The sequence below is a fragment of the Buttiauxella sp. 3AFRM03 genome (assembly GCF_003675305.1).
GTDB lineage: Bacteria > Pseudomonadota > Gammaproteobacteria > Enterobacterales > Enterobacteriaceae > Buttiauxella > Buttiauxella ferragutiae.
Window position 1 is genome coordinate 2444299 of sequence record NZ_CP033076.1, and the last position, 24499, is coordinate 2468797.

The window sequence follows — 24499 nt, forward strand, 5'->3', positions numbered from 1 at the left end:
TGAGTGAATTAAGTCTAACCCAGAACAGAACAATTTCGCAGTGAACAGGCTTTACTGGTAGAATTAGCCACTTTTTTTAAGGAGCCTAATATGACTAAGCAGCCCGATGACTGGCTCGACGACGTCCCAGATGACGAAAATGAAGACGAAGATGATGAGATTATCTGGGTCAGTAAAAGCGAAATTAAGCGTGATGCCGAGGAATTAAAACGCCTGGGTATGGAACTGATGGAGTTGGGCAAGAACGCGCTCGACAAAATCCCTCTTGATGAAGATTTGCGTGCCGCGATTGATTTGGCTCAGAAAATCAAAAAAGAAGGCCGTCGCCGTCAGGTTCAGTTAATTGGCAAAATGATGCGTTCGCGCGACATGGACCCAATCCGCGTAGCGCTCGATAAACTGAAAAACCGCCACAACCAGCAAGTTGCCCTGTTCCACAAACTGGAAGCATTGCGCGATCGTCTGGTTGAAGAAGGTGATGACGCGATGACCGAAGTGCTAAGACTTTACCCAGAAGCTGACCGCCAGCAACTGCGCGTATTGATCCGCAACGCCCAGAAAGAGAAGGCCACTAACAAGCCGCCAAAATCTTATCGTCAGATTTTCTCTTATCTGCGTGAACTGGCTGAAGCCCAGGGTTAGGACATCAGAATTTGTAGGGTGGATAAGCGCAGCGTCATCCACCAAATAATGTCGGATGGCGCGTTGCTTATCCGACCTACGAATGAATTTTACCGCCTTTAAAAAAACCCGCATTTGCGGGTTTTTCCATTACTGGTTTTCAGCTTTCTTCGCCAACGCATCCAGCAATTTCTGGTGGATACCACCAAAACCGCCATTGCTCATCACCAGAATATGGTCGCCAGGCAGAGCGGTTTTCACCACCATATCCACCAGCGTGTCGACATCCGCACTCCAGTGCGCTGGTTGAATGCAGGCTTCCGCGACTTCTACCACTTGCCATGGAATATGCGGAGGCTGAAGCAAGAACACTTCATCTGCACGACCTAAAGATGGCGCGAGATCGTCTTTGCTCAGCCCCATTTTCATGGTGTTAGAACGTGGCTCAAGCACCGCCAGAATACGTGCGGTTCCGCCTACTTTGCCGCGCAGTGCCGCAAGCGTTGCCAGAATCGCTGTTGGATGGTGAGCAAAATCGTCGTATACCGTTACGCCGTTTTCTTCACCGCGCAATTCCAGGCGGCGACGGGCGTTCACAAAACTATCCAGTGCTTTCGCGGCATCCGCAGGTGTAACACCAACATGACGCGCAGCGGCAATCGCCATCAGCCCGTTATGCATATTGTGTTCGCCAACCAACTGCCAGTGCACTTCGCCGACACGCTCGCCATCCAGATACACTTCCCAATGGGAAGCATCAGGGTTGAGTTTCTTAGCCTGCCAGTGGCCTTGCTCACCCACCAGCTCTTGCTCGCTCCAGCAACCCATCGCCAGCGTCTGCTTAATATTGGCGTCGTTTTCCGGCCAGATGATTTTCCCCTGCCCCGGAACGATGCGCACCAGGTGGTGGAACTGTTTCTGAATCGCTTTCAGATCGTCAAAAATATCCGCGTGATCGAACTCAAGATTATTGAGGATCAACGTGCGCGGGCAGTAATGCACGAATTTGGAACGTTTATCGAAGAACGCACAGTCGTATTCATCTGCTTCAATCACGAAGAATGAGCTTTCACCCAAACGTGCAGAAACATCAAAATTACCCGGCACGCCGCCGATGACGAAACCAGGCTTGTAGCCGCAGGCCTCCAGAATCCAGGTCGCCATGCCTGCCGTCGTCGTTTTGCCGTGCGTCCCCGCCACCGCAATCACCCAACGGTCGCGCAGCACAAAGTCGTGCAACCACTGTGGGCCTGACATGTAAGGAATGCTTTTCTCCAGCACCGCTTCAACACACGGATTACCGCGAGTCATGGCGTTGCCGATGATCACCAAATCCGGTTGTGAGTCGAGCTGGCTTGGGTCGTAACCCTGGATTAAATCAATACCCTGCTCTTGTAGCAGAGTGCTCATTGGCGGATACACATTAGCGTCCGAGCCAGTAACTTCATGGCCGAGCGAGCGAGCCAGCATTGCCAGACCACCCATGAACGTGCCGCAAATACCCAAAATATGAATGCGCATAAAACTGTCCTTTTATTCTTAGGCACACATTCTAACCGCATGTTGAATGGTGGCAAATCGCATTTCAGGTTATTCCGCATTTAGCTGGCGCGATTCACCTGTACGCTACTATTTGAATATTTGTTAGGATTGTTGCAATCGTTTTACTCAACTGACAGATGCAGGGAAAGGGTTATGAAAACGTTAGGTGAATTTATTGTCGAAAAGCAGCACGAGTTCTCGCACGCAACCGGTGAACTGACTGCCTTGCTGTCGGCGATAAAGCTCGGCGCAAAAATTATCCACCGCGATATCAACAAAGCGGGTCTGGTGGATATTCTGGGTGCCAGCGGAGCTGAAAATATCCAGGGCGAGGTACAGCAAAAACTCGATCTGTTCGCGAACGAAAAACTGAAAGCAGCATTGAAAGCCCGAGGGATTGTGGCCGGTGTTGCTTCCGAAGAAGAAGATGACATTGTTGTTTTCGAAGGCGCGGAACATGCCAAATATGTGGTGCTGATGGACCCGCTCGACGGCTCATCTAACATCGACGTCAACGTGTCAGTCGGGACTATTTTCTCTATCTATCGCCGTATCACGCCGGTAGGTACGCCAGTCACCGAAGCCGACTTCCTCCAGCCTGGCAACCGCCAGGTCGCGGCAGGTTATGTCGTTTACGGCTCCTCAACCATGTTGGTTTACACCACCGGTTGTGGTGTACACGCCTTCACTTACGATCCTTCACTGGGCGTGTTCTGCCTGTGCCAGGAACGTATGCGCTTCCCGGAAATTGGCAGCACCTATTCCATCAACGAAGGGAACTACATCCGCTTCCCAACTGGCGTGAAGAAATACATTAAGTTCTGTCAGGAAGAAGACGCCAACACGCAGCGCCCATATACCTCGCGCTACATTGGTTCTCTGGTGGCAGATTTCCACCGTAACCTGCTGAAAGGCGGGATTTATTTGTATCCAAGTACCGCAAGCCACCCACAAGGGAAATTGCGTTTACTGTATGAAGGTAACCCGATGGCGTTCCTTGCGGAACAAGCCGGCGGTAAAGCCAGCGACGGTAAAGAGCGAATTCTGGATATCATCCCTGAAACCCTGCATCAACGCCGCCCGTTCTTTGTCGGTAACGAGCATATGGTTGATGATGTTGAGCGTTTTATTCGTGAGTATCCGGACGCATAATTTTTGCCTTCACCCTCTTCCACGGGAGCGGTCTCTTATACACAACTCGTCCTGGCAATCTTGTCAGGACGAGATCTGTTAGCCTCGCAGGTTTTCCGTTCACCCTTGCGTTCAGTTACCTCTTTAATTCCAGTAAACGGTGAACGTATCAAGGGGTTAACGCCAACCCCTTGATAATCCAGGCGCCCGGCAAATCAATCGCCGCTAAAGCGGTAAACACCGTTTTTCACCCAACATTCGGGGTCGTTCGCGATCCGTTCCCGACGATCGCTCTCTCACGTGGTTCCCGACCACGTGACCCCAACTGAAGGGTAAAAAACACCGCGATTGAAGCCGGGGACAAGGTCAAAACCGCTCTGGCTTTTGACTTTGACCTTGAATTTCGGGTCCGGCTCGGCAGGAAGCGGCCCTCAAAGATGTGACTAAGAGACAGCCCACGGGAGAGGGATTGCCCGGTTTTCTCCCTCTCCTTCAAGGAGAGGGTCGGGGTGAGGATGGCTTTCAAAAAATCAACACCTGAACGTCGCCATTGCCGCCACCAAATGCTGCGACTGCTCCTCCAGTGAACGTGTAGCCGCGGTCGACTCCTGAACCAATGCCGCATTCTGCTGTGCCGCTTCATCCATCTGACTCACCGCAATATTCACCTGTTCGATACCATAACTTTGCTCATTTGACGCATTAGCGATTTCACTTACCAGGCGGGTCATGCGCATCACTTCTTCGGCAATTTCATCCATCGTTTCACCGGCTTGTTGAGCCAGTTCCCGACCTTCGCCAACATGATTTTGCGACTCAGAAATCAACGAGCGGATCTCTTTTGCTGCATCGGCGCTGCGGCTTGCCAGAGTGCGAACTTCGCCTGCCACCACCGCAAAGCCACGCCCTTGTTCACCGGCTCGCGCCGCTTCAACCGAGGCATTCAACGCCAGGATATTGGTCTGGAAGGCGATACCGTCGATAACGCTAAGGATGTCGGCAATACGATCGGAACTGCTGGAGATATCACGCATTTTTTCAATCACGTAGCACACCATTTCGCTGCCACGGTCGGCGGTATCGGACACGTCTTTGGCGAGTTTATGCGCTTGCCCAGCGTTATCGGCGTTCTGTTTCACCGTCGCGGTGATCTGTTCCATGCTGGCAGCGGTTTGCTCAAGAGAAGTGGCGGTCGATTCAGTACGCTGAGCCAGGTTCTGGTTGCCTGCCGCCAGTTCGCGGCTGCCGGTATCAATTTGCGAACTGGCGTCACGCACGCGGCTTACCGATTCCATCAGCGAATCACGCATGATGGTAATTGCCGCGGCCAGACGGCCAAATTCGTTATTACCCGCAGGCGGCAACGGCTGGGTCAAATCGCCTTTGGCGACAAACTCCAGTTGCTCAATCGACTGATTCAGCGGTTTAAGCAGTAAGTGACGTAGCGCCAGCCACACCAGCACGATAATCCCGGCGGTGAGCAATGCCGCGATAATAATCAACGTCAGAACAATTTTTTTGTGCAACTGCACCGCTTCAACTTCGCTGTTGCCGCGCGCCTCGCCCCACTGCTTGAAAATATCAACGTCAGTATCAAACTTTTGCGATAGCGGAATCAGCGTCTTTTCCAGCAGGTCGTAGTAATCATCAGGGCTTTGTTTGCTAAGGGCGGCAAGCATTGGGTTAATGCCTTTTGCGAGGTACTCCGCATAACTTTGCGATAAATTCTGCACCAGGCGGTTGCCCTCGTCGTCATTCACGCCGCTGTCGATAAACTCTTTGAGCTGCTGTTGCGCCTGAGTGACATCACTAGCCACGTAATCTGTGGATTTGGCCGCATCCTCCAGCAAACCAATCTCCATCTGCCTGACCGCCTGCCCTGCACCATTACGCGCCCGTAGCAAAGAAACATAGCCATCAGACAAACGCACCATCTGTTCTCCCTGTAAGCGATTGATTTTCTGAAGTGAAGTCGAGCTTTGTTGCAGCGCGTAAATGCCCATGCCGCTGACAAATAACAACAGGAAGGTCATGACTGCCAGTAACGTCAGCAGCCCCGTGCGAATAGACAAATTTCTCAACATGCTCTTTTCCCGGTGACAGAACGATGGGTGTGTTATCGGCCATCACCGGGGAAAGTTTAATCAAAGCGATTGAGCTTTGTTCGGCTTCACATCAACACGCTTCACTGGCGAGCTCTGGCGGTTTTCCCACAGCACTGTCAGGCCGCGCTGTAGGGCGATGAAAATGAACAGCAAAATGCCGATGGCGATTTTCGTCCACCACGAACTGAGCGTACCGTCGAAGTTGATATACGTCTGAATCAGCCCCTGAATCGCCACGCCAAACAGCGTGCCAAGAACGGTTCCCACGCCACCACTCAGCAACGTGCCGCCGATAACCACCGAAGCAATGGCGTCCAGCTCAACGCCCATTCCCGCCAGCGCATAACCCGCTGAGGTATAGAGCGAAAACACAATTCCGGCGAGCGTGGCAAGCCCGGTCGAGAGCATGTAAATGCGGATGGTGGTGCTGCGTGTGGAAATCCCCATCAGGTTTGCTGAAGTGGCGTTGCCGCCAATCGCATAAACCTGGTTACCAAAGCGGGTACGGTGCGCAAGGAAAATGCCGATCACTACTACGGCTAACATCAGCAGCCCCATGGCACTTAAACGGCCGCCACCAGGAATGCGCCAGGCGAGGTTGGAAAGCGTGTCGTAAATCGGGTGATCAATGGGAATGGACTCTTCGGACACCAGATAGCTAACCCCGCGCAGGAAGAACATTCCAGCGAGCGTAATGATAAAAGCGGGGATTTTCAGCCCATCAATCAGCAGCCCCATAAACGCGCCAAAGGCACAACCCATTGCCAGCACCAGCGGGAAAGCCACCAGCGGCGATAACCCCCAGAAGCCGATCGCTTTGGCGAGGAATACCCCGGTAAAGGCGATCACCGAACCGACCGAAAGATCGATGCCGCCGGAAAGGATCACAAAGGTCATGCCGACGGCAATAATCCCCAGAAACGCGTTATCAGTCAGAATATTGCAAATTACCCGCGTTGAGGCAAAACCGGGGAATTGCGTCAGGCAATACAGATACCCCAGCACAAACACCGCCAGGGTAATCATCAACGGCAAGTTACGTTTGATCATGGCGACGGAGTCCTTTGAGCAAAGCAATAAAACGCGGTGACTGAACAATCAGCACGCACATCACCACCACTGCTTTCACCACCTGGTTAAGCTCAGGCGGGAAACCAGAAAGCAGAATGCCAGTGTTCATCCCCTGGATAATCAGCGCGCCAATCACGGAGAGCGCGATGTTAAAGCGCCCACCCATTAACGAACCGCCACCGATCACCACCGCCAAAATGGCGTCCAGCTCTAGCCACAATCCAGCGTTGTTGGCATCGGCACCGCGAATATCTGCGGTGACGATGATCCCGGCAATTGCAGCGCACAGGCCGCTGAGCACGTAGGTCAGCATCACGACGAGGCGCGTATTCACCCCGGCGTTTTTCGCCGCGCGGATGTTAATCCCAACCGATTCAATAAACAGACCCAGCGCCGTTTTACGGGTGAATAGCCAGAAAACCAGCAGCGTTGCCAGCACGATAATCACCGGCGTCGGGAAGAAGAACAGCGCGCCGCTGCCAAGGTATGAAAGGTTGGGCGAGTTGAAGGTAACAATTTGCCCGGCAGTAATCAGTTGCGCCACACCGCGCCCGGCAACCATCAGGATAAGTGTCGCGACAAACGGCTGAATCTTGAGGATCGCTACCAAAATTCCGTTCCACAAACCCGCCAGAATACCGACACCAAGTGCAGAGAGGATCACCACCGTCAGGCTGTGTCCGTCGACGGTTAACGTCGCTGCCGTGGCACCTGCAATCGCCATCACTGCGCCAACGGAAAGATCGATACCGCCGGTGGCGATCACCAGCGTCATGCCAATGGCTAATAATGCGACCGGTGCCGCACGGTTAAGAATGTCTATCGGGCTGCCAAATAACCGCCCGTTTTGCACCACAATATCGAAGAAATGGTTGGCGACCAGGCTATCAACCAGCAACACCAGCACCAATGCGACCAGTTGCGGAATGCCTGGTGGCCAGCGAAAACTGCGCTTTGGCTTTTCAACTTCGGCCTGCGGCAATGAACGAGGCATCACGTTTAACTCCTTATGCCGCAATGGCATTCATAATTGCCGATACAGAAAGCTCAGCGAGTGGGATCTCCGCCACTTGCTGCCGGTCACGCATGATGATCACGCGATCCGCATACCCCACCAGCTCTTCGAGTTCGGAAGAGATAACCAGCAGCGCCAGTCCATCGGCACACAGCGTTTCGATCAGACGGATAATTTCAGCATGTGCGCCAACGTCGATCCCACGCGTCGGTTCGTCGAGGATCAGGAATTGCGGTTTGGTCAGTAACCAGCGCGACAGCAGGACTTTTTGCTGATTGCCACCGGAGAGAAATTCAATCGGTTGATCCGGGCCGGGCGTGCGAATCCCCAACTGGCGGATAAAGCGTTCCGCTATCTGATACTGCTCGCGTTTTGGGATCGGGCGCAGCCAGCCGCGCTGGGCCTGCAACGCCAGAATGATGTTTTCGCGTACCGAGGCGGCGGCAATAATGCCGTCGGTTTTCCTGTCTTCCGGGCAAAAACCAATCCCGAGCGACGAGGCTTTATGCGGCGATCGCAGCGATTGTTGCTTGCCTTTGATCCACGCATTACCGCTGTCTGCGGGCTTGATCCCAAATATCACTTCGGCGGTTTCGGTGCGACCCGATCCTAATAAGCCCGCCAGGCCGACGATCTCACCGGGGCGGACTTCAAGATTGAACGGGTTGATCACCCCTTTCTTGCCGAAATCTTTGAACGCTGCAACGGGCTTATCGCTTAGTAAGGTGCGGCCTGCGCGGTTCAATGCGTTGGTTTCCAGCTCACGACCTAACATCATTTTGACCAGCTCGATCTGCGGTAACTCGGCGGTTTTGCGCGTGCCGACAAACGCGCCGTTGCGCAGAACGGTGATCCTGTCGGTAACTTCATAAACCTGATCGAGAAAGTGAGTGACAAAGATCAGGCTGACGCCCTGATCGCGCAGCTGGCGCATCAGGGTAAAAAGCATTTCGACCTCTTTGGTATCGAGGCTGGCGGTCGGTTCATCAAGGATCAGCACTTTGGCTGACAGATCAATGGCGCGGCAGATCGCGACGATCTGCTGCATCGCCACGGAATAGCGGTTCAGCGGCTCGGAAACATCCAGCGAAAATCCGTAGGATTCCATCAAGCGGGTGGCGCGCTTTTCCATCTCTTTGCGCTGTAAAAAACCAAAGCGACGCGGCTCGCGGCCAATAAACAGATTGTCTGCCACCGACATGTTCGGCAGCAGGTTAACTTCCTGGTACACCGTGCCGATACCGAGTTGCTGGGCGTGGGCGGTGTTTTTTGGCGAGATAAGCTCACCTTCGAGGTAAATATTGCCGCTATCGCGCTGATAAACGCCGGTAAGGGCTTTGATTAGCGTTGATTTACCTGCTCCGTTTTCACCCAGTAACGCCATGATTTCGCCACGATTAAGGCTAAAGTCCACTTTGTCGAGCGCTTTGACCCCTGGGAAATGTTTCGATAAACCTTCCGTGCGCAGAATTTCCTGGTTGTTATTTGTGTTCATTATTAGACCCTCACCCCAACCCTCTCCCTAAAAGAGAGAGGGGGAAAAATCAAACCACACTCGATCCAATCCCCTCTCCCCTTAGGAGAGAGGGCTAGGGTGAGGGGTAAAGCAGCTTAGTAGCCCATCGATTTTTTCTTCTCTAGCTCTTCTTTCGCGGTATCCGGGAGGTACAGCGTTGATTTAGTGATGGTCACTTTTTCCGGCAGGGTGCCGTCTTTCTTGAATTTCTCGAGTGCGTCAAACGCCGGGCCTGCCATGTTTGGCGTCAGCTCAACACTGGCGTTAGCTTCGCCATCCATCATCGCTTTGTAGATGTCCGGTACGCCGTCGATTGAACCGGTCAGAATATCTTTGCCTGGTTTCAGACCCGCTTCTTTAATCGCCTGAATCGCCCCGATCACCATGTCATCGTTATGCGCGTAAACCATGCAGATGTTTTTGCCGTTGTCCTCAGCTTTGATGAAGCTCTCCATAACTTCTTTACCTTTGCTGCGGGTAAAGTCACCAGACTGAGAACGGATGATTTTCACGTTAGATGCTTTAGAAATGGCGTCCGCAAAACCTTTTTTACGGTCGATTGCTACGCTCGCACCCACGGTGCCTTGCAGCTCAACCACGTTACACGCTTTGCCGTTCAACTCTTTGAGCAACCATTCGCCAATGAGCTGGCCTTCCAGCACGTTGTTGGCGGTGACGACGGTCATATACAGCGATTTATCTTTAACATCGATATTACGGTCGAGCAGGAATACCGGGATTTTTGCCTCTTTTGCTTCTTGTAATACCGGCTCCCAACCCGTGGCGACGATTGGCGCAATGAAGATGGCGTCTACGCCCTGGGCGATAAATGAACGTACAGCTTTAATCTGGTTTTCTTGTTTTTGTTGGCCATCGGCGATTTTCAGCGTGATTCCACGTTTTTGAGCTTCGCTCTTTGCAACGGACGTTTCTGCTGCGCGCCAGCCGGATTCAGAACCTACCTGCGAAAATCCGACCGTTAACGGAGCCGCTATCGCCATAGACGACATGGCTGCGGAGACAGCTGAGACCAAAAGTAAGCGCTTCCACATAGGTACATCCTCGTAGGGTTATTGTTGGTTAAATTGTGGACTTCGAAAAAAACTATAGTCGACGTGCGGCGTAACAGAATGAGTTACATCACAATTCAAACAAGTCACCTGCAAGCTTGTAACCGCTTACACAATTTTATTAATAATACGGCTATGTTTATGGATTTTTCCGGTGTCGGAAGGTTCTGGAAACGGGTGCTGGTGAGAAGTGAAGGCAAAAAGAGGCGAAGACATTTAAATCGAGTTAGCTATAATACGCGGCACTTGAATGACATCAGTTTAAAGGAAAAAGACATGAGCTTACTCAACGTCCCTGCGGGCAAAGATATGCCGGAAGACATCTACGTTGTTATCGAAATCCCAGCGAACGCTGACCCTATCAAATATGAAATTGATAAAGACACCGGCGCGCTGTTTGTTGACCGTTTCATGTCCACTGCAATGTTCTATCCGTGCAACTACGGCTACATCAACCACACCCTGTCTTTAGATGGTGACCCGGTTGACGTTCTGGTTCCAACTCCGTACCCACTGCAACCAGGTTCTGTGATTCGCTGCCGTCCAGTTGGCGTGCTGAAAATGACCGACGAAGCGGGCGAAGATGCCAAGCTGGTTGCGGTTCCGCACACCAAACTGAGCAAAGAATACGATCACATTAAAGATGTGAACGACCTGCCAGAACTGCTGAAAGCGCAGATCTCCCATTTCTTCGAGCAGTACAAAGCTCTCGAGAAAGGCAAATGGGTTAAAGTTGAAGGCTGGGACAACGCAGCAGCGGCTAAAGCAGAAATCATTGCTTCCTTCGAGCGCGCTAAGAAGTAATCATTCTTGTAGCGGAATTTCCGCCAGCAACTCAACAGCACCCAAACCGGGTGCTGTTTTTTTTGCGAATAATTGATGTAATAAATAACCGACAAGATTAATTAATTATTTTTATCTATTATACCTTCACGTTATTGGTAATATATAACAATACAAATAATTTATATTTCTCCATTTTATTAATCCACAGTGCGTGCCTGTTCACAAAATAGACACTGATATTGTTTACTCTGAAATAGCAATGTGAGCTAATCGATATTAGCTCGCGACATGCCTTATTCACCCGCTGCGAGATTCACAGCTCAAAAGCTTCAATACCGTTATCTATGCCTACCACCCTGTCATTTGATGACGCATTCATCACAGCGACCCGGAAAATGAACCATATAAAATAATTATTAATTTGAGATTCTTATGAATGAAAATAAATTATTAGGTCTTGCCTGGATATCACCTTATATAATCGGATTGTTTGTCTTTACCCTTTTCCCGTTTGTCTCTTCATTCCTGCTTAGCTTCACCGAATATGACTTAATGACTCCCCCCACATTTAACGGGATAGAAAATTACCGTTATATGCTGACCGACGATACGCTGTTCTGGAAATCTGTCGCGGTCACCATCACCTATGTATTTTTAACCGTTCCCTTAAAGCTGGCATTTGCACTAGGCGTCGCGTTTGTCCTGAATTTTAAACTTCGCGGTATTGGCTTTTTCCGCACGGCTTTTTACATCCCTTCGATTCTTGGCAGCTCCATTGCCATCGCGGTGCTGTGGCGGGCGCTTTTTTCCATCGATGGCCTGTTGAACAGTTTTCTCAGCCTGTTTGGCACAACACCGATCAACTGGTTTGGCGAGCCGCCTCTGGCCTTACTCTCTGTGACACTATTACAGGTATGGCAGTTCGGCTCTTCAATGGTTATCTTCCTCGCAGCGCTTCAGAACGTTCCACAATCGCAATATGAAGCGGCCATGATTGACGGCGCAACCCGCTGGCAGATGTTCACCAAAGTAACGATCCCTCTAATTACCCCGGTGATTTTCTTTAACTTCATTATGCAAACCACTAATACCTTCCAGGAGTTTACCGCGCCATACGTCATTACAGACGGCGGGCCAACGTATTACACCTATCTGTTCTCGCTCTATATCTACGACACCGCATTTAAATACTTTGATATTGGTTACGCTGCGGCGCTGGCCTGGGCGCTGTTTATATTGGTCGCGCTCTTTGCCTGCTGTTTATTCAAGTCGTCGAAATACTGGGTGTTTTATTCCGCCGATAAGGGAGGCAAAAATGGTTAACCGTAGCGTTCGCTATTTTATCTTGCTGTTTATCGGGCTGCTGATGCTCTACCCGCTGGCGTGGATGTTTTCTGCTTCGCTCAAACCCAACAATGAAATATTCACCAACCTGAGCCTGTGGCCCTCAAACCTGACCTGGGACGGCTTTATCAACGGCTGGAAAACCGGCACCGAATATAACTTTGGTCATTACATGCTTAACACCTTTAAGTTCGTGATCCCAAAAGTGATCCTCACCATTATCTCTTCCACGGTGGTGGCCTACGGCTTCGCCCGATTCGAGATCCCGTGGAAGACATTCTGGTTCTCTGCCCTTATCGCCACCATGTTACTGCCAGGCACGGTGCTGCTCATCCCGCAGTACCTGATGTTTCGTGAAATGGGGATGCTTAACAGCTATTTGCCGCTGTATCTGCCTACCGCCTTCGCCACACAAGGCTTTTTTGTGTTCCTGCTCATCCAGTTTTTGCGCGGCGTGCCGCGTGATATGGAAGAGGCGGCGCAAATCGATGGCTGCAACTCAGCACAGGTGCTGTGGTATGTGGTCGTTCCCATTCTTAAACCCGCCATTATCTCCGTCGCACTATTTCAGTTTATGTGGTCGATGAACGACTTCCTGGGGCCATTGATCTACGTCTATAGCGTTGACAAATACCCCATCTCCCTGGCGCTGAAAATGTCGATAGACGTCAGCGAAGGGGCTCCGTGGAACGAAATACTCGCGATGTCGTGTATCGCGCTTATGCCCTCCATCATCGTCTTCTTCCTGGCACAGCGTTACTTCATCCAGGGCGTGTCCAGTAGCGGTATTAAAGGTTAAGGGGAAAATATTGTGGCTGCAGTCACTTTCAAGAACGTGGAAAAAATCTATTCCAACGGGTTCAGAGCCGTCAACGGCATCGACCTGCATATCGCCGACGGCGAATTTATGGTGATTGTCGGGCCGTCCGGCTGCGCGAAATCCACGACTCTGCGAATGCTGGCCGGGTTAGAAACCGTCAGCGGAGGTGAAATTTATATTGGTGAAAAAATCGTCAATAACCTTGCACCTAAAGCGCGGGGTATCGCGATGGTATTCCAGAACTATGCGCTCTACCCGCATATGACGGTGCGCGAGAATCTGGCCTTCGGCCTTAAGCTCGCAAAGCTGCCCAAAGAAAGAATCGCTCAGCAGGTGAATGAAGCGGCGAAAATACTCGAACTGGAAGAGCTGCTCGATAGCCTGCCGCGCCAGCTCTCCGGTGGTCAGGCCCAGCGTGTCGCCGTAGGGCGCGCCATCGTCAAAAAGCCGGATGTGTTTCTGTTCGATGAACCGCTTTCCAATCTTGATGCGAAGTTGCGCGCCTCCATGCGCATCCGAATTTCCGATCTCCACAAGCAACTGAAGCTGTCTGGCAGCCCGGCCACCACCGTTTATGTGACTCACGATCAGACGGAAGCGATGACCATGGGCGACAGGATCTGCGTGATGAAACAAGGCCATATCATGCAGGTTGATACCCCGGATAACCTCTATCACGCCCCGCTGAATATCTTTGTGGCGGGCTTTATCGGCGCGCCGGAAATGAACATCAAACCCACCAAAATCATTCGTAAAGAGGGTTTGCTTCACATCACGGTTGGCCAAAACACACTGGCGCTGAATGCCAGCCAACAGGAGAAAGTCGCCCCCTTTGTCGATAAAAACGTCTTTTTCGGTATTCGCCCTGAAGCGGTGATGGTGTCAGCGCAGCCGTTTGCCAGCGAAGGCGCGGAAGGAACGCTTATCCGTACTGAAAATATGGGGCACGAATTCTTTCTCTACCTCGCCGTCGCAGACGTCGAACTCACCGCCCGCGTCACCGCCGAAGAGGCAAAGACGATCATCGAGGGCGGGTTAAACTGTCCGGTTTGGTTCCGCTTCAACATGGAAGAATGCCATCTCTTTGACGCCGAAAGTGAAAAGAATATCTCTTTGTAATACAGGGCAATATCGCATTTTTTCGGGGATAGAGCCGTACGCAGTATTCTGACTAACAGGAGCATCGTATGCATTTTCAATGGACACCATCACAGGCGCAGGCCTGGCAGGAGCAGCACGGCTGGACGTGTGGATTCAACTATCTGCCGCGAACCAGCGTGAACTGGACGGAAATGTGGCAAGCCGACACCTTCGATCCGCAAACTATCGATCAGGAACTGGGCTGGGCGCGGCGTCATGGCTATAACGCCCTGCGCACCAACCTGCCGTTTATCGTCTGGGAACACGATCGAGACGGGCTACTAAATCGCATCGACACTTTCCTCGAACTGGCGGCGAAACACCAGATTCAGGTGATGCTGACGCTGATGGACGATTGCGCCTTTTCCGGCGATGAGCCGTTCCTCGGCCCGCAAAAAACCCCTCGCCCAGGCGTGCATAACAGTCAGGCTGCGGCAAGCCCTGGGCGTGGAATTGTGATGGATCCCAGTCGCTGGCCAGCGGTGGAAGCCTATATCCGTGACGTCATTGAACGCTTTAAACACGATGAACGGGTCGCCATCTGGGATCTGTACAACGAACCGGGCAATCGTGGCATCAACGTGAGCGCCACCGAATCCGGGGAGGCCGACATCAGGATTGAGGAGTTCGCGCTACAACTGATGATTAACGCCTTTCGCTGGGCCCGTGAGGTCGGCCCTTCTCAACCGCTGACGGTTGCCGCGTGGCATCTCGACATTGAAAGCAACACGTTGTTTGGGCATCCGATCGATAGCGCAGCGCTTCAGCTTTCAGACATCATCAGCTATCACGCCTATGTTCCCGCAAACTATCAGCTCACGGCATTGCACCACCTATCACAACTCAATCGTCCTGTGCTTTGTACCGAGTGGCTGGCGCGGCATATGGACTGCACCTTCAGCGAGCAACTGCCGTTGTTCGCCGCTTATGACGCGGGTTGCTACCAGTGGGGATTGGTACAGGGTAAAACCCAAACCTGGATCCCCTGGACCGGCGTCAACAAAACACATCCCGATCCGCAATCGTTATGGTTTCACGATGTTCTAAACGATCAGGGAAATCCGTGGAACGAAGAAGAAATGCGCCTGGTTAGCCTCTTAACGGCTTGCCGACATAAGAGAGCTCGCGGTTAATCACATTGAGGATGGAACCATGAAGACAGCACTTCTTTTTTTACTGGTCTGTTGCACGCTTGGCAATGCATCGCTGGCTTTCAGCAGCGAGCAAGTGGAACTGCGCTTCTCCTGGTGGGGCGGAAAATCCCGTAACGTCGCCACCCTGGAAGCCCTGAAGGCATTCGAAGTACGCTACCCCAGCATCAAAGTTAAAGCAGAATATACCGGTTGGGACGGCTATTCCTCTCGTGTCACCACGCAGCTCAACAGCGGCACGGAAGCAGATGTTATCCAGACAAACTGGAACTGGCTGACGCTGCTTTCCCGCACCGGAGATGGTTTCTACGATCTCAACAAAGTCAGTAAAGAGATCGGGTTAGAGCACTATTCCCCTGAGTCACTCGCCACCACCACGGTTAACGGCAAAGTGAATGCGATGCCCATTTCCAGCAATGTCATGTTGTTCTATTACAACGCACATACCTGGGAAAAAGCAGGCGTTCCATTCCCTACTACCTGGGATGAATTACGTGCTGCGGGTCAACAGTTTAAAGAGAAACTCGGCGATAACTATTTCCCTCTCGTTTTATCAGAACAAGATGCGCTGATGCTGGTGCGTTCTTACATGTACCAGAAGTACCAGAAAGAGATGATAGACGTTGAGAGCAAAACATTTGCCTGGAGTCATGAGGAGCTGGTTGAAGGGTTAACCTTTTACAAAAGCCTGATGGACGCGCATGTCGCCCCGAACATGAAGCAAATTGCTTCTTTCGGCAAAGGTATCAACTATGAAATGAAGCCCTGGATCAATGGCGAATGGGGTGGTGTTTATAACTGGAATGCGTTGTATACCGCTGAAGCCGGGAACCTGATTCTTCCTGACAAATTGGTCATGGGCCCCTACCCGATGCTCCCTGGCGCGAAAGATGCCGGACAGTTTCGTAAAACCGCGCTGATGTATTCGATAAGTCGTCACACAATGCATCCAAAAGAAGCCGCGTTGCTGCTCAATTTCCTGCTCAATGAAAAGGAAGGCGTGGTGCCTGTTGGCCTTGAACGTGGGGCACCATTGAGTCAAACCGGGGAAAAAGCACTGCGTGACGCCGGGATCTGGCAGGATAACGATCCTGTTATTCAGGGGCTCGCACAATCGGCAAAACTCCCTAATGCTTCGGCTACATTGCCACAACTGGAAGATGGGCAGTTTGTCACCCTGTTCGACAACGCCAGAGAAGCGATTGATTACGGTAAGAAAACCGTCGATCAAGCCGCGACGGAATTTGAACAGCAGGTGAACAGAATATTAAAACGCATCATGCGCTAAGGTGAAAGTTCACCCTCTTGTCAGCAGAAATCATGCCCGCTGACAGAGGGTGAGAGCGATCGCAGGACGGTTACCGGTCTACCCAGTCTCCGCTTTCAATGCGGGTTAATCCATCCACCTGCCGTTGGTAAACATACATCCATGCACTCCCGTAAGGTGTCTGAATTAGCTGACGTTTATACTCACCACCCTTGGTGCGCAAGGCATCGAGCTCGGAAAGTGTTGAAGCATCTATGCGATACACTTCGCCCACAACTGAACCTTCACCCGGCACAACTCCCGGATAATGGCCAAGATTGTATAAGGCGTAATTATCGACATGATGATCCCCAAGCCACTGGGCGTTGGTCATCCAGTGGCTGTTACCTTGCTTGCGTCGTAAACTGCCGTAAACAAATATTCGCATTGCTAAAACTCAAACTGATAAAGCAGATCAAGTGCCTGATCGATACCAGACACAGCTTCCAGATACAACTTAGGCATCAGGCGATAGCGCAGTGTTAGTGTCGCCAACGAGTCAAAAATACCCACGCCATATTTTACCTGGAGACCTGGCAGTACGTAGCCACTGACCACCACTTGTGAGGAATCCCCCACCCCTGCGGTGTCCAGCGCCAGATTGCTTACGCCAAACGTCTCGCCGATTTTACCCACAACCTGACCACTTTGTGCAACCCCCAAACCGACAAGCATGGATGTCATGGCGTTGCCATCGTCACCAGAATTGTCTAAACCCTGGCCGCGAAGCAGGTAGGACAAGGCTTCTTGCTGTGACATGGCTGGGTCCGAAAATATTTCAGCTTTCGGTTCATCAGCCGTTCCTGTGACACGAACACCGGCAATAACGTCGTTTTCGGTAGATTCAGGGTTACGAATCGCCTCGATATTCAGCAATGGTTGATCCGGTGGCCCCGAGAACAGCAGGATGCCTTTGCGCACGATCAGATCCTGTCCGTAAGCGTGGAAGCGCCCTTCGGGAATGTTGATCTGCCCGTTAAGACCGAGCCCTTGCTTATCCTGAACCATTTTCAAATCGCCGTTCAAACGCGCTTTCAAACCAAACGCATCCAGGCGCACGTTATCACCAACGTGGATAACCAGATTACTGTTGATCGGAATACCCGCGGTTTGCGGTTTAATTGGCTTGAGGTTTTGATCCAGCATCACTTCGTCGCTGGAAACGCCGACCGAGCTTTCAGGCACGTCATGCACCACGATACGCGCCCAGGGAATATCGACGCGACCATCGAGTGTGAACAGGCTTGGCGTTGCCACAAACTCAACATCAGGCGAGACATCGAGGCGCACCATCGGTGGCACCGTAATGCGCACCTTATTGCCTTTCGCCGCCACACGCGCCCGCCAGTTGTCGATTTGCGTCCAGTCCGCGTCACCATTAAGCGCGATATCACCCTTTTTGGTGTGCACCGTCCCCACCAGCGTGGAATTGGTGCCGTTAAAGTTCATCGCCACCTGGCTTGGCTGCATATCAAACGGCATAAAGTTACCGTCGACATCGATGCCGTTCAGCTGCAATTGCCCGAACAGTTGCGGACGCTCGGCGTTACCCGCCAGGCGTAAATTCACATTCAGCTTCCCGGCAGCTTTTTCCCCGCGTGAGAAAATCGAGTTGGCGATCGCCAAATCAAAGTTACGCATATTCACGTTACCGCCCAGATTACGGCGGCCTTGTGGATCGGTAATTTGCACCTGGCCATCAAACTGGCCGTTTTGCGCGACGCGGATCATCCAGCCAAGCTGCGCCTGGTTATTTTTCAGTTCCGCATTCAGATTCAGCGTATCAAACGCCACCAGCAGTGGGCTGTCGTTGACCACTTGTGTGACTTTCACGCCGTTGCCTTGCAGCGTGACGTTGCCTTGCGGCAACCCCTTAGATTCACTGTCCCAGCTCACATCCGCGCGGCCACTAAAGGTGCCCACGGCCTGGGTATCTTCCGGCATAAACGGTTTGAGCATCGCCAGATCAAAGCGATTCAGGTTGACGACAGCTCGCCCTTTCGCGCCCGCATCAATCGGTTGCGGCACGCAAAGCTCGGCATTCGGGTTAGTCCAGCAATGCGCACCAATATTGATCTTCTGTTCTTTATTGCGGTAATCGAGTGCCAGAGCGCGGTTAAGCGACCACGGGCCAACCGGCGTTTCAAAGCGCGTGTTGGTCAGGTTGCCGCGCCAGCGTTCTTCTGCACGAGAGAAACTGCCGCTTAAGTCGAGTTGTCCGGAAACCGGCTCGCCCTGAATCCGCAATTTCAATTGATGCTGTTTTTCAGAACCTTTTGCTACCAGCGTGGCGAGGTTGATGTCGACGCCAGGCTGGGAAACACGCTCGACGCGCAGATCCAGGTTACCGGCGATTTGATCGGTGGATTTGACGTCACCTTTCAATAGAACCCGCGCAATGGACAGCTCCTGCCAGCGCAGATTATTCGCCGTGACATCCGCCAGCAATTGCGGGGCTTTGACATCACCACGGACTTTAATCGTCCCTTTCGCGGTGCCGCCCAGGCCTGGCAAAGCATTGTCGAGATTCGGCGCATCAATATTGGCATCCAGCGCCAGCTCTTTCGGCCCTAATTCCCCTTTAACATCAGCACTGTTTCGCCCAAGCTCAACATGCAAACCCGGGATTTTCCACTGCATGTAGCTGTTGCCTTTAAGCTTCCCGGCCACATTCACTTTGTTATTTTTGACGTTACCGGCGAGCTTCAGTTCTGACACATCGACCTGCCAGCTGCCGCCATACAAACTGCCGCTGGTTTTCACCAGGCCGTCAAGCTTTGCAGGCCAGTCAGGGAATTGCTTCGCGGTATTGATACCATCGAGTTTTAGCTCGCCACGCCAGCTAATCGCTTTGCTCCAGTCGAGCACCGCTTTCAGATCGGTGTTGCCCTGCAAAGCCGCCACGCGCAGTTTATCGAGATTAAGCTGTTGTTCGTTGCCTTTGCTGTCGAGCGTGATAGTGGCAGGCGGGATTTGCTCGCCTTTCACATCGCTACGGAATGACAGCGCGTAATCGGTCATTTTGCCACTGAATTTCAGTTTGAGATTGTCTGCCTGGTACTCTTTTTTACCGGTAAACGGCCAGTAAAGCTGCTTGCTGACCACTTCCAGATTGAGTGGCAAACCGGCCACGGCAAGCTGGGTATGCGCGGTAAGTTCCATATCGACCGGTCCTGAAAGATTGACGCCAACTTTCAGCACATCCCGCAGCTCGCCGCCGATCTTCATTTTCACCTTTTCGCCTTTTATCGGATCGATGTTCAGCGTGGTGTTCAGGGTTAAATCTACCGGCCATTTATCGCGCAATTCCGCGCTACCGGTGGCGTTGACCTGGCCTTGCGAAGAGTCGACATCCAGCGCATCGAGCTTCAAAGAACCGTCGATACTGCTGACTTTCAACAACAGGCTGCTGACCAACAAATCGGTGTCGCCAGTCAGGCGCATTTGCGAGCCACGAAACTCCTGAATATTCAGATTCAGCGGCAAATGCACATCGGTCATTTCAGGTAAAACAGGCTTTTCAAACAGCTGCCTGAGCGTTTCACCCAGCGGTAATTCTTCCGGCTGCGGGTTCTGGATCTTCGGCTCAACTACCTCTTCTTGCGCCACTTTGGCGACTTTCGGCAGCGCAATCAGCAAGCCTTCAAGGTTGGTCGGCGTCAGCGTGACATTACGTTCCTGCCAGTTCAGGCCGGAGGTAAACTCCATCACCGAAACGGTGGTGTTATCAATTTTGAGATTGACGTTATTAAGCGCAAAACGACTCAGGGTGATGGGATACGGCGTGGTGAGATTGAGTGGGCCAGTGTCCTCTTCCTGAACAGGTGCTGACGGCGGCATTTTTTTGCTATCGACCACCACGTCGATATCTTTGAGTGAGAGATTATTCACGCACAAACTGCTGTCGCGCAGGCAGCCAAGTTTAACCGCCAGGTTAATTTCACCCGCCGTGACGTTGACGCCCGGCTGTTGGTAGCGCAGGCCTTTGATAGTCAGATTGCGCCAGCCGCCTGTGACGCTGGCAATATCCAGCCCAGGTACCCAACGGTTGGCGGCGTTAAATAAGACGTGTAGCCCAGTGGTAGTGCCCACCAGGAAGCCCACCGCACCAATCAGCAGCACCACAAAAAATAACACCGCGAGGCTTATCTTCTTCCAACGACTCATAGTTCAGGCCCCAAACCGATGTAAAACTGTAAACCGTGTTCATCTTTATCGCCCACCGGAACGGCTAAATCGAGCTTGATTGGCCCAACCGGTGACTGCCAGCGCACACCGAACCCTGCGCCAGTTTTAAAGTTGCTCTTTTTAATGTCATCGACCGCTTCGCCGGAGTCGACAAACACCGCACCCCACCATTTCCCGGTCACGTTGTATTGATATTCCAGTGAACCGGTGACTAATTTTGAGGCACCCGTCAGTTCACCTTTGTCGTTCTCAGGGGAGATGGATTTGTAGGAATAACCGCGAATACTGCGGTCACCACCGGCAAAGAAGCGCAAGTCAGGTGGGACTTTGTCGAAGTCATTGGTTTCAATCCAACCGACGTTGCCACGCACCACAAAGCGGTGTTTTTCCTGCAAGGTTCGAATCCAGACTTGTTGTGCCTGAATCACCGCGAAGTCGACATCCGAACCCCACATGGTGTCGGAAACGTCTAGCGAATAACGCTGTGAATCACCCCAGGTGGGCATCAGGCCACCACGCGAGCGAGTACGGCTGAGGCTTAAACCCGGATAAAGCAGCATCGTGGTGTTAGTCACGTCTGCCTGAGTAAAGTGGTCGAGGCTCCAGCGCAGGTTGATGGCGTGCTGCCACCCGCTGGATAAATCCCAGAATCGTGAAACCGCAAGGGTGCTGGAATCGGACTTGGTATCGTTTAAATCTGTCGCTTTAAAGCCACCCTGCACCAGATAATATTGTTCCAGCGGGTTTTTGAGCAATGGCATTTTGTAGCTGAAATCAATGATTTGCTCAGGCGCAGAAAGGCTGATGCTGCTGGTCAGGCTGTGGCCGTAAGAGTTCATCCACGGTTTTTTCCACGACGCTTTGACGCGCGGCCCAACGTCAGTGGAATAACCCACACCGGTTTCAATGGTGTTTTCAGTTCTTGGGGAAACGACGCCCTGCAATGGCAATACTTTGGTTTTGCGAGCTTTGTCGAATTCCGGCGCCACCACCACCGAATTAAACCAGCCTGTCGCCGATAAGCGGCGGTTTAGCTCTGCCAAATCACTTGAGGTGTAGTAATCGCCCTCTTTAAAAGGCACCAGATTTTGCAGGTAATCTTCGCGAATTTGTGAGCCCTGGAAAGTCACGTCACCAAAACGGTAGCGCTCACCGCTGTTGTAATCGATGTCCCAGTACGCCCGGCGGCGCTCAAGGGAAACCCCGAGTTGGCTTTTGAGGAATTCACTGTCGAAGTAGCCTTTCCGTACCGCAATATTGGAAAGATCTTTTTTGAAGCTGTCGTAATCGTGGTGATTGAGAACGGTGCCAATTTTCGGGCGGTCGGCCAATAATGCAATGTAATCTTTATCGGTACGCGCACCGCCGCGCAGAATCACGTCAGTGCCGCCAATCAACACTGGCGGGCCGGGATCGACTTTGGCAATCAATACCTGTCGCCCTTTAGCCGGTGGTGGCCGCAGGTCAAATTCAATGGTTGGTTCGTAATATCCGAGCGCTTTCAAACCATTACGGATGGCGTCATCCACACGCGCGCGAAAACGCCGGTCCGGCGTCACTTCATCACTTTGGATGGTAGAAAGTTGCGCACGAACGTTTTTTTGTAGCTCGCCGCTTAACCCATCAACCTGTAAACGTACGTTGGCAGCTCCCGCCCACGTGCTTACCAGGCACAAACAGGCCGAGCAAAATATACGGATTTGTGGCACGTTTTCTCCTGAATATCCTTGTTCCCACCCCTGGAAGGAAACGTTATCGCCGCCTTAGGCTTAACAAAATTACAACAATTAGGGTTGAAAACTGCACAATAACCCAAATAATTCTTATATGTACTGTAGTCTCATAATGCTGGGTTATTGTCTGAAATAACTCGCCGCGTTACAACCGCTTGACGGTTGTTACTAAATTTTACCGATATCGGGAGAGCATGACTGATGAAATTATTTGAGAAAAACCATCCCGTGACCCAGTCTGAAGCGTTGCCAGGCCGCAACACCCCGATGCCGATCGCCGCTTTACATGCAGTTAACGAGCATTCCATGACAAATGTACCAGATGGGATGGAAATCGCTTATTTTGCGATGGGTTGTTTCTGGGGCGTTGAACGTTTGTTCTGGCAACTGCCGGGGGTTTATAGCACCGCCGCAGGTTACGCTGGCGGCTTTACGCCCAATCCAACTTACCGTGAAGTATGTAGCGGGATGACGGGCCACACCGAAGCGGTGCGCGTGGTGTACGACCCACAAGTCATCAGCTATGAGCAATTGCTGCAACTGTTCTGGGAAAATCACGATCCGGCTCAGGGCATGCGCCAGGGCGGTGATGTCGGCACCCAATATCGCTCGGCGATTTACCCCCTCACACCTGAGCAAGATGCTGCCGCCCGCGCCAGTTTTGAGCGTTTCCAGGACGCTATGGCATTGGCTGGTGATGAGCGCCGCGTCACAACTGAAATTGCCAACGCCGGTCCGTTCTACTATGCCGAGGACGACCACCAGCAATATCTGCATAAAAACCCGTATGGCTATTGCGGCATTGGTGGCATTGGTGTCTGTTTACCGCCGCAAGCTTAAGCGTGCTCCCGCGGGATTGAGCGGGTAGTGCGGATCACCGAATCACGCACCAGCAAACGCCCCTGCAGCATCAGGTTGAATACCGGGGTGTGGGGGCGAGTAATACGGTTTTGTAATAAATGCACCGCTTCAATGCCCAATTCACGACAAGGCACCTGAATTGCCGTTAATGCGGGGCTAAAGGGCTCGGAGAGTGTCCAGCTAAAGTCGGTGACCATCAGCGAAACTTCCTGCGCGACAGTAAGGTTACGGCGCTGCAAGACTTGTTGCGCCCCTTTTGCCATAAATACCCCAGCGCAAAGAATGGCCGTCGGCCATTGTTCCTGGGAATGTTGTGAAAACCAGCGTTCCAGCGCCGCTTCTGATTCCACCGCGCCAAATCCTTCCGTCACCACCAAATTGAGAGCTTCATCGAATGGAGCATGGAAGTAACGCGCCGCTTCTTTGACCCCCTCCAGGCGGCTCACCATAGTGTCGCGCCGCAGGCTGGTCAGACACAGCAGGCGCCGATGCCCCTGTTGATAAAGATGACGAGCGGCACTAAAACCGATGGCCCGATGGTCTGGCGAGACGTTATCCAGAAGCATTTCCCGGTCGGTGGTATTAATAAGAATGCAGGGTTTGTTTAGTGTGGCGGCGAGTTTATGAATGGTTGGGTCGTCCACGCCAATAATGATCATCGCGTTAATATTGCTGTCGCTGGCTTTTTTAAGAAACAACTTCAAATCTGCCTGCTGCTCTTCCAGCCCACAATAACGGATATAAATATCATGCGGAGCAATAGCTTCGACGATGCCTTTGATGACTTCATTATAAAATGTGTCATCACGGCTATTAAAAGCACGGTCCGGGGCAAATATAATCACACCGTTAATTAATAAACGCCCACTGATAAGTTCATCTAATACACCAAACTCCTGAGCACTACGCAGTATAGCGCTACGCGCCTGTGGGCTGGTGTTCGATTTCCCGGCTAAAACTCTTGAAACCGTACTGACAGAATATCCTGTCATTACGGCTATTTGTTGCATCTTTAATTTACCTGCCATTTTGTGATCCCTGACACAATGCATCCATGCAAATATTATCACGGATATTTCTTTGTTTTTAAAAGATAAAT

Annotated in this window: 19 protein-coding genes; 9 read left to right on the plus strand and 10 right to left on the minus strand. The window is 51.9% G+C overall.

Going from position 1 to position 24499, the window contains the following annotated elements:
- Positions 1 to 90 precede the first annotated feature (90 nt).
- Positions 91 to 642 (plus strand): ribosome biogenesis factor YjgA, encoded by a 552-nt coding sequence (yjgA, locus tag D8682_RS12930; RefSeq protein WP_064540565.1) that lies wholly within the window; start codon positions 91 to 93, stop codon positions 640 to 642.
- A 129-nt stretch (positions 643 to 771) separates the two neighbouring features.
- Here yjgA and mpl read toward each other — a convergent pair whose 3' ends face one another.
- Positions 772 to 2142, minus strand: coding sequence for a UDP-N-acetylmuramate:L-alanyl-gamma-D-glutamyl-meso-diaminopimelate ligase (mpl, locus tag D8682_RS12935; RefSeq protein WP_064540567.1), 1371 nt, complete (start codon positions 2140 to 2142; stop codon positions 772 to 774).
- Positions 2143 to 2316: 174 nt separating this feature from the next.
- On the opposite strand from mpl, the gene fbp reads away from it, so the two are divergent.
- Positions 2317 to 3315, plus strand: a complete 999-nt coding sequence (fbp, locus tag D8682_RS12940) for a class 1 fructose-bisphosphatase (protein ID WP_064540570.1) — start codon at positions 2317 to 2319, stop codon at positions 3313 to 3315.
- A gap of 509 nt (positions 3316 to 3824) precedes the next feature.
- On the opposite strand, the gene D8682_RS12945 is transcribed toward fbp, so the two are convergent.
- From D8682_RS12945 to ytfQ, 5 genes are all read right to left on the minus strand, one after another.
- Positions 3825 to 5378 (minus strand): methyl-accepting chemotaxis protein, encoded by a 1554-nt coding sequence (locus D8682_RS12945; RefSeq protein WP_064540573.1) that lies wholly within the window; start codon positions 5376 to 5378, stop codon positions 3825 to 3827.
- 60 nt (positions 5379 to 5438) lie between these two features.
- Positions 5439 to 6449: a galactofuranose ABC transporter, permease protein YjfF gene (gene yjfF, locus D8682_RS12950; RefSeq protein WP_121814441.1), complete on the minus strand. Its 1011-nt coding sequence runs from the start codon at positions 6447 to 6449 to the stop codon at positions 5439 to 5441.
- Positions 6436 to 7467 carry a galactofuranose ABC transporter, ATP-binding protein YtfT gene (gene ytfT, locus D8682_RS12955; protein WP_121814442.1) on the minus strand — a complete coding sequence of 344 codons (1032 nt, stop codon included), beginning with the start codon at positions 7465 to 7467 and terminating at the stop codon, positions 6436 to 6438. Before ytfT ends, yjfF begins: the two co-directional genes overlap by 14 nt.
- A gap of 10 nt (positions 7468 to 7477) precedes the next feature.
- Positions 7478 to 8980, minus strand: coding sequence for a galactofuranose ABC transporter, ATP-binding protein YtfR (gene ytfR, locus D8682_RS12960; RefSeq protein WP_064540582.1), 1503 nt, complete (start codon positions 8978 to 8980; stop codon positions 7478 to 7480).
- A 116-nt stretch (positions 8981 to 9096) separates the two neighbouring features.
- Entirely contained in the window at positions 9097 to 10053 is a 957-nt protein-coding gene (ytfQ, locus tag D8682_RS12965) for a galactofuranose ABC transporter, galactofuranose-binding protein YtfQ (protein WP_064540585.1), read from the minus strand.
- 294 nt (positions 10054 to 10347) lie between these two features.
- On the opposite strand from ytfQ, the gene ppa reads away from it, so the two are divergent.
- From ppa to D8682_RS12995, 6 genes are all read left to right on the plus strand, one after another.
- Positions 10348 to 10875, plus strand: coding sequence for an inorganic diphosphatase (ppa, locus tag D8682_RS12970; RefSeq protein ID WP_064540588.1), 528 nt, complete (start codon positions 10348 to 10350; stop codon positions 10873 to 10875).
- A gap of 414 nt (positions 10876 to 11289) precedes the next feature.
- Positions 11290 to 12180, plus strand: a complete 891-nt coding sequence (locus D8682_RS12975) for a carbohydrate ABC transporter permease (protein ID WP_064540591.1) — start codon at positions 11290 to 11292, stop codon at positions 12178 to 12180.
- On the plus strand, positions 12173 to 13000 hold the full coding sequence (locus D8682_RS12980; protein ID WP_083963193.1) for a carbohydrate ABC transporter permease: 828 nt from the start codon (positions 12173 to 12175) through the stop codon (positions 12998 to 13000). Before D8682_RS12975 ends, D8682_RS12980 begins: the two co-directional genes overlap by 8 nt.
- A 12-nt stretch (positions 13001 to 13012) precedes the next feature.
- Positions 13013 to 14140, plus strand: coding sequence for an ABC transporter ATP-binding protein (locus D8682_RS12985; RefSeq protein WP_064540593.1), 1128 nt, complete (start codon positions 13013 to 13015; stop codon positions 14138 to 14140).
- Positions 14141 to 14208: 68 nt separating this feature from the next.
- On the plus strand, positions 14209 to 15294 hold the full coding sequence (locus D8682_RS12990; protein ID WP_121814443.1) for a cellulase family glycosylhydrolase: 1086 nt from the start codon (positions 14209 to 14211) through the stop codon (positions 15292 to 15294).
- Positions 15295 to 15313: 19 nt separating this feature from the next.
- Complete coding sequence (locus D8682_RS12995) at positions 15314 to 16600, plus strand: ABC transporter substrate-binding protein (RefSeq protein WP_121814444.1); 1287 nt, start codon at positions 15314 to 15316, stop codon at positions 16598 to 16600.
- A gap of 70 nt (positions 16601 to 16670) precedes the next feature.
- On the opposite strand, the gene D8682_RS13000 is transcribed toward D8682_RS12995, so the two are convergent.
- The 3 genes from D8682_RS13000 to tamA are packed head-to-tail and all read right to left on the minus strand — an operon-like array spanning position 16671 to position 22515.
- On the minus strand, positions 16671 to 17006 hold the full coding sequence (locus D8682_RS13000; protein ID WP_121814445.1) for a gamma-glutamylcyclotransferase: 336 nt from the start codon (positions 17004 to 17006) through the stop codon (positions 16671 to 16673).
- 2 nt (positions 17007 to 17008) lie between these two features.
- Entirely contained in the window at positions 17009 to 20785 is a 3777-nt protein-coding gene (locus D8682_RS13005; protein WP_121814446.1) for a translocation/assembly module TamB domain-containing protein, read from the minus strand.
- Positions 20782 to 22515, minus strand: coding sequence for an autotransporter assembly complex protein TamA (gene tamA, locus D8682_RS13010; protein ID WP_064540607.1), 1734 nt, complete (start codon positions 22513 to 22515; stop codon positions 20782 to 20784). Before tamA ends, D8682_RS13005 begins: the two co-directional genes overlap by 4 nt.
- 225 nt (positions 22516 to 22740) lie before the next feature.
- Between tamA and msrA the strand changes: the two genes are divergently transcribed.
- Entirely contained in the window at positions 22741 to 23379 is a 639-nt protein-coding gene (msrA, locus tag D8682_RS13015; protein WP_064540610.1) for a peptide-methionine (S)-S-oxide reductase MsrA, read from the plus strand.
- On the opposite strand, the gene D8682_RS13020 is transcribed toward msrA, so the two are convergent.
- A complete protein-coding gene (locus D8682_RS13020; protein WP_121814447.1) occupies positions 23376 to 24428 on the minus strand; it encodes a LacI family DNA-binding transcriptional regulator in 1053 nt (350 codons plus the stop codon). The genes msrA and D8682_RS13020 overlap by 4 nt on opposite strands.
- Between the last annotated feature and the right edge of the window lie 71 nt (positions 24429 to 24499).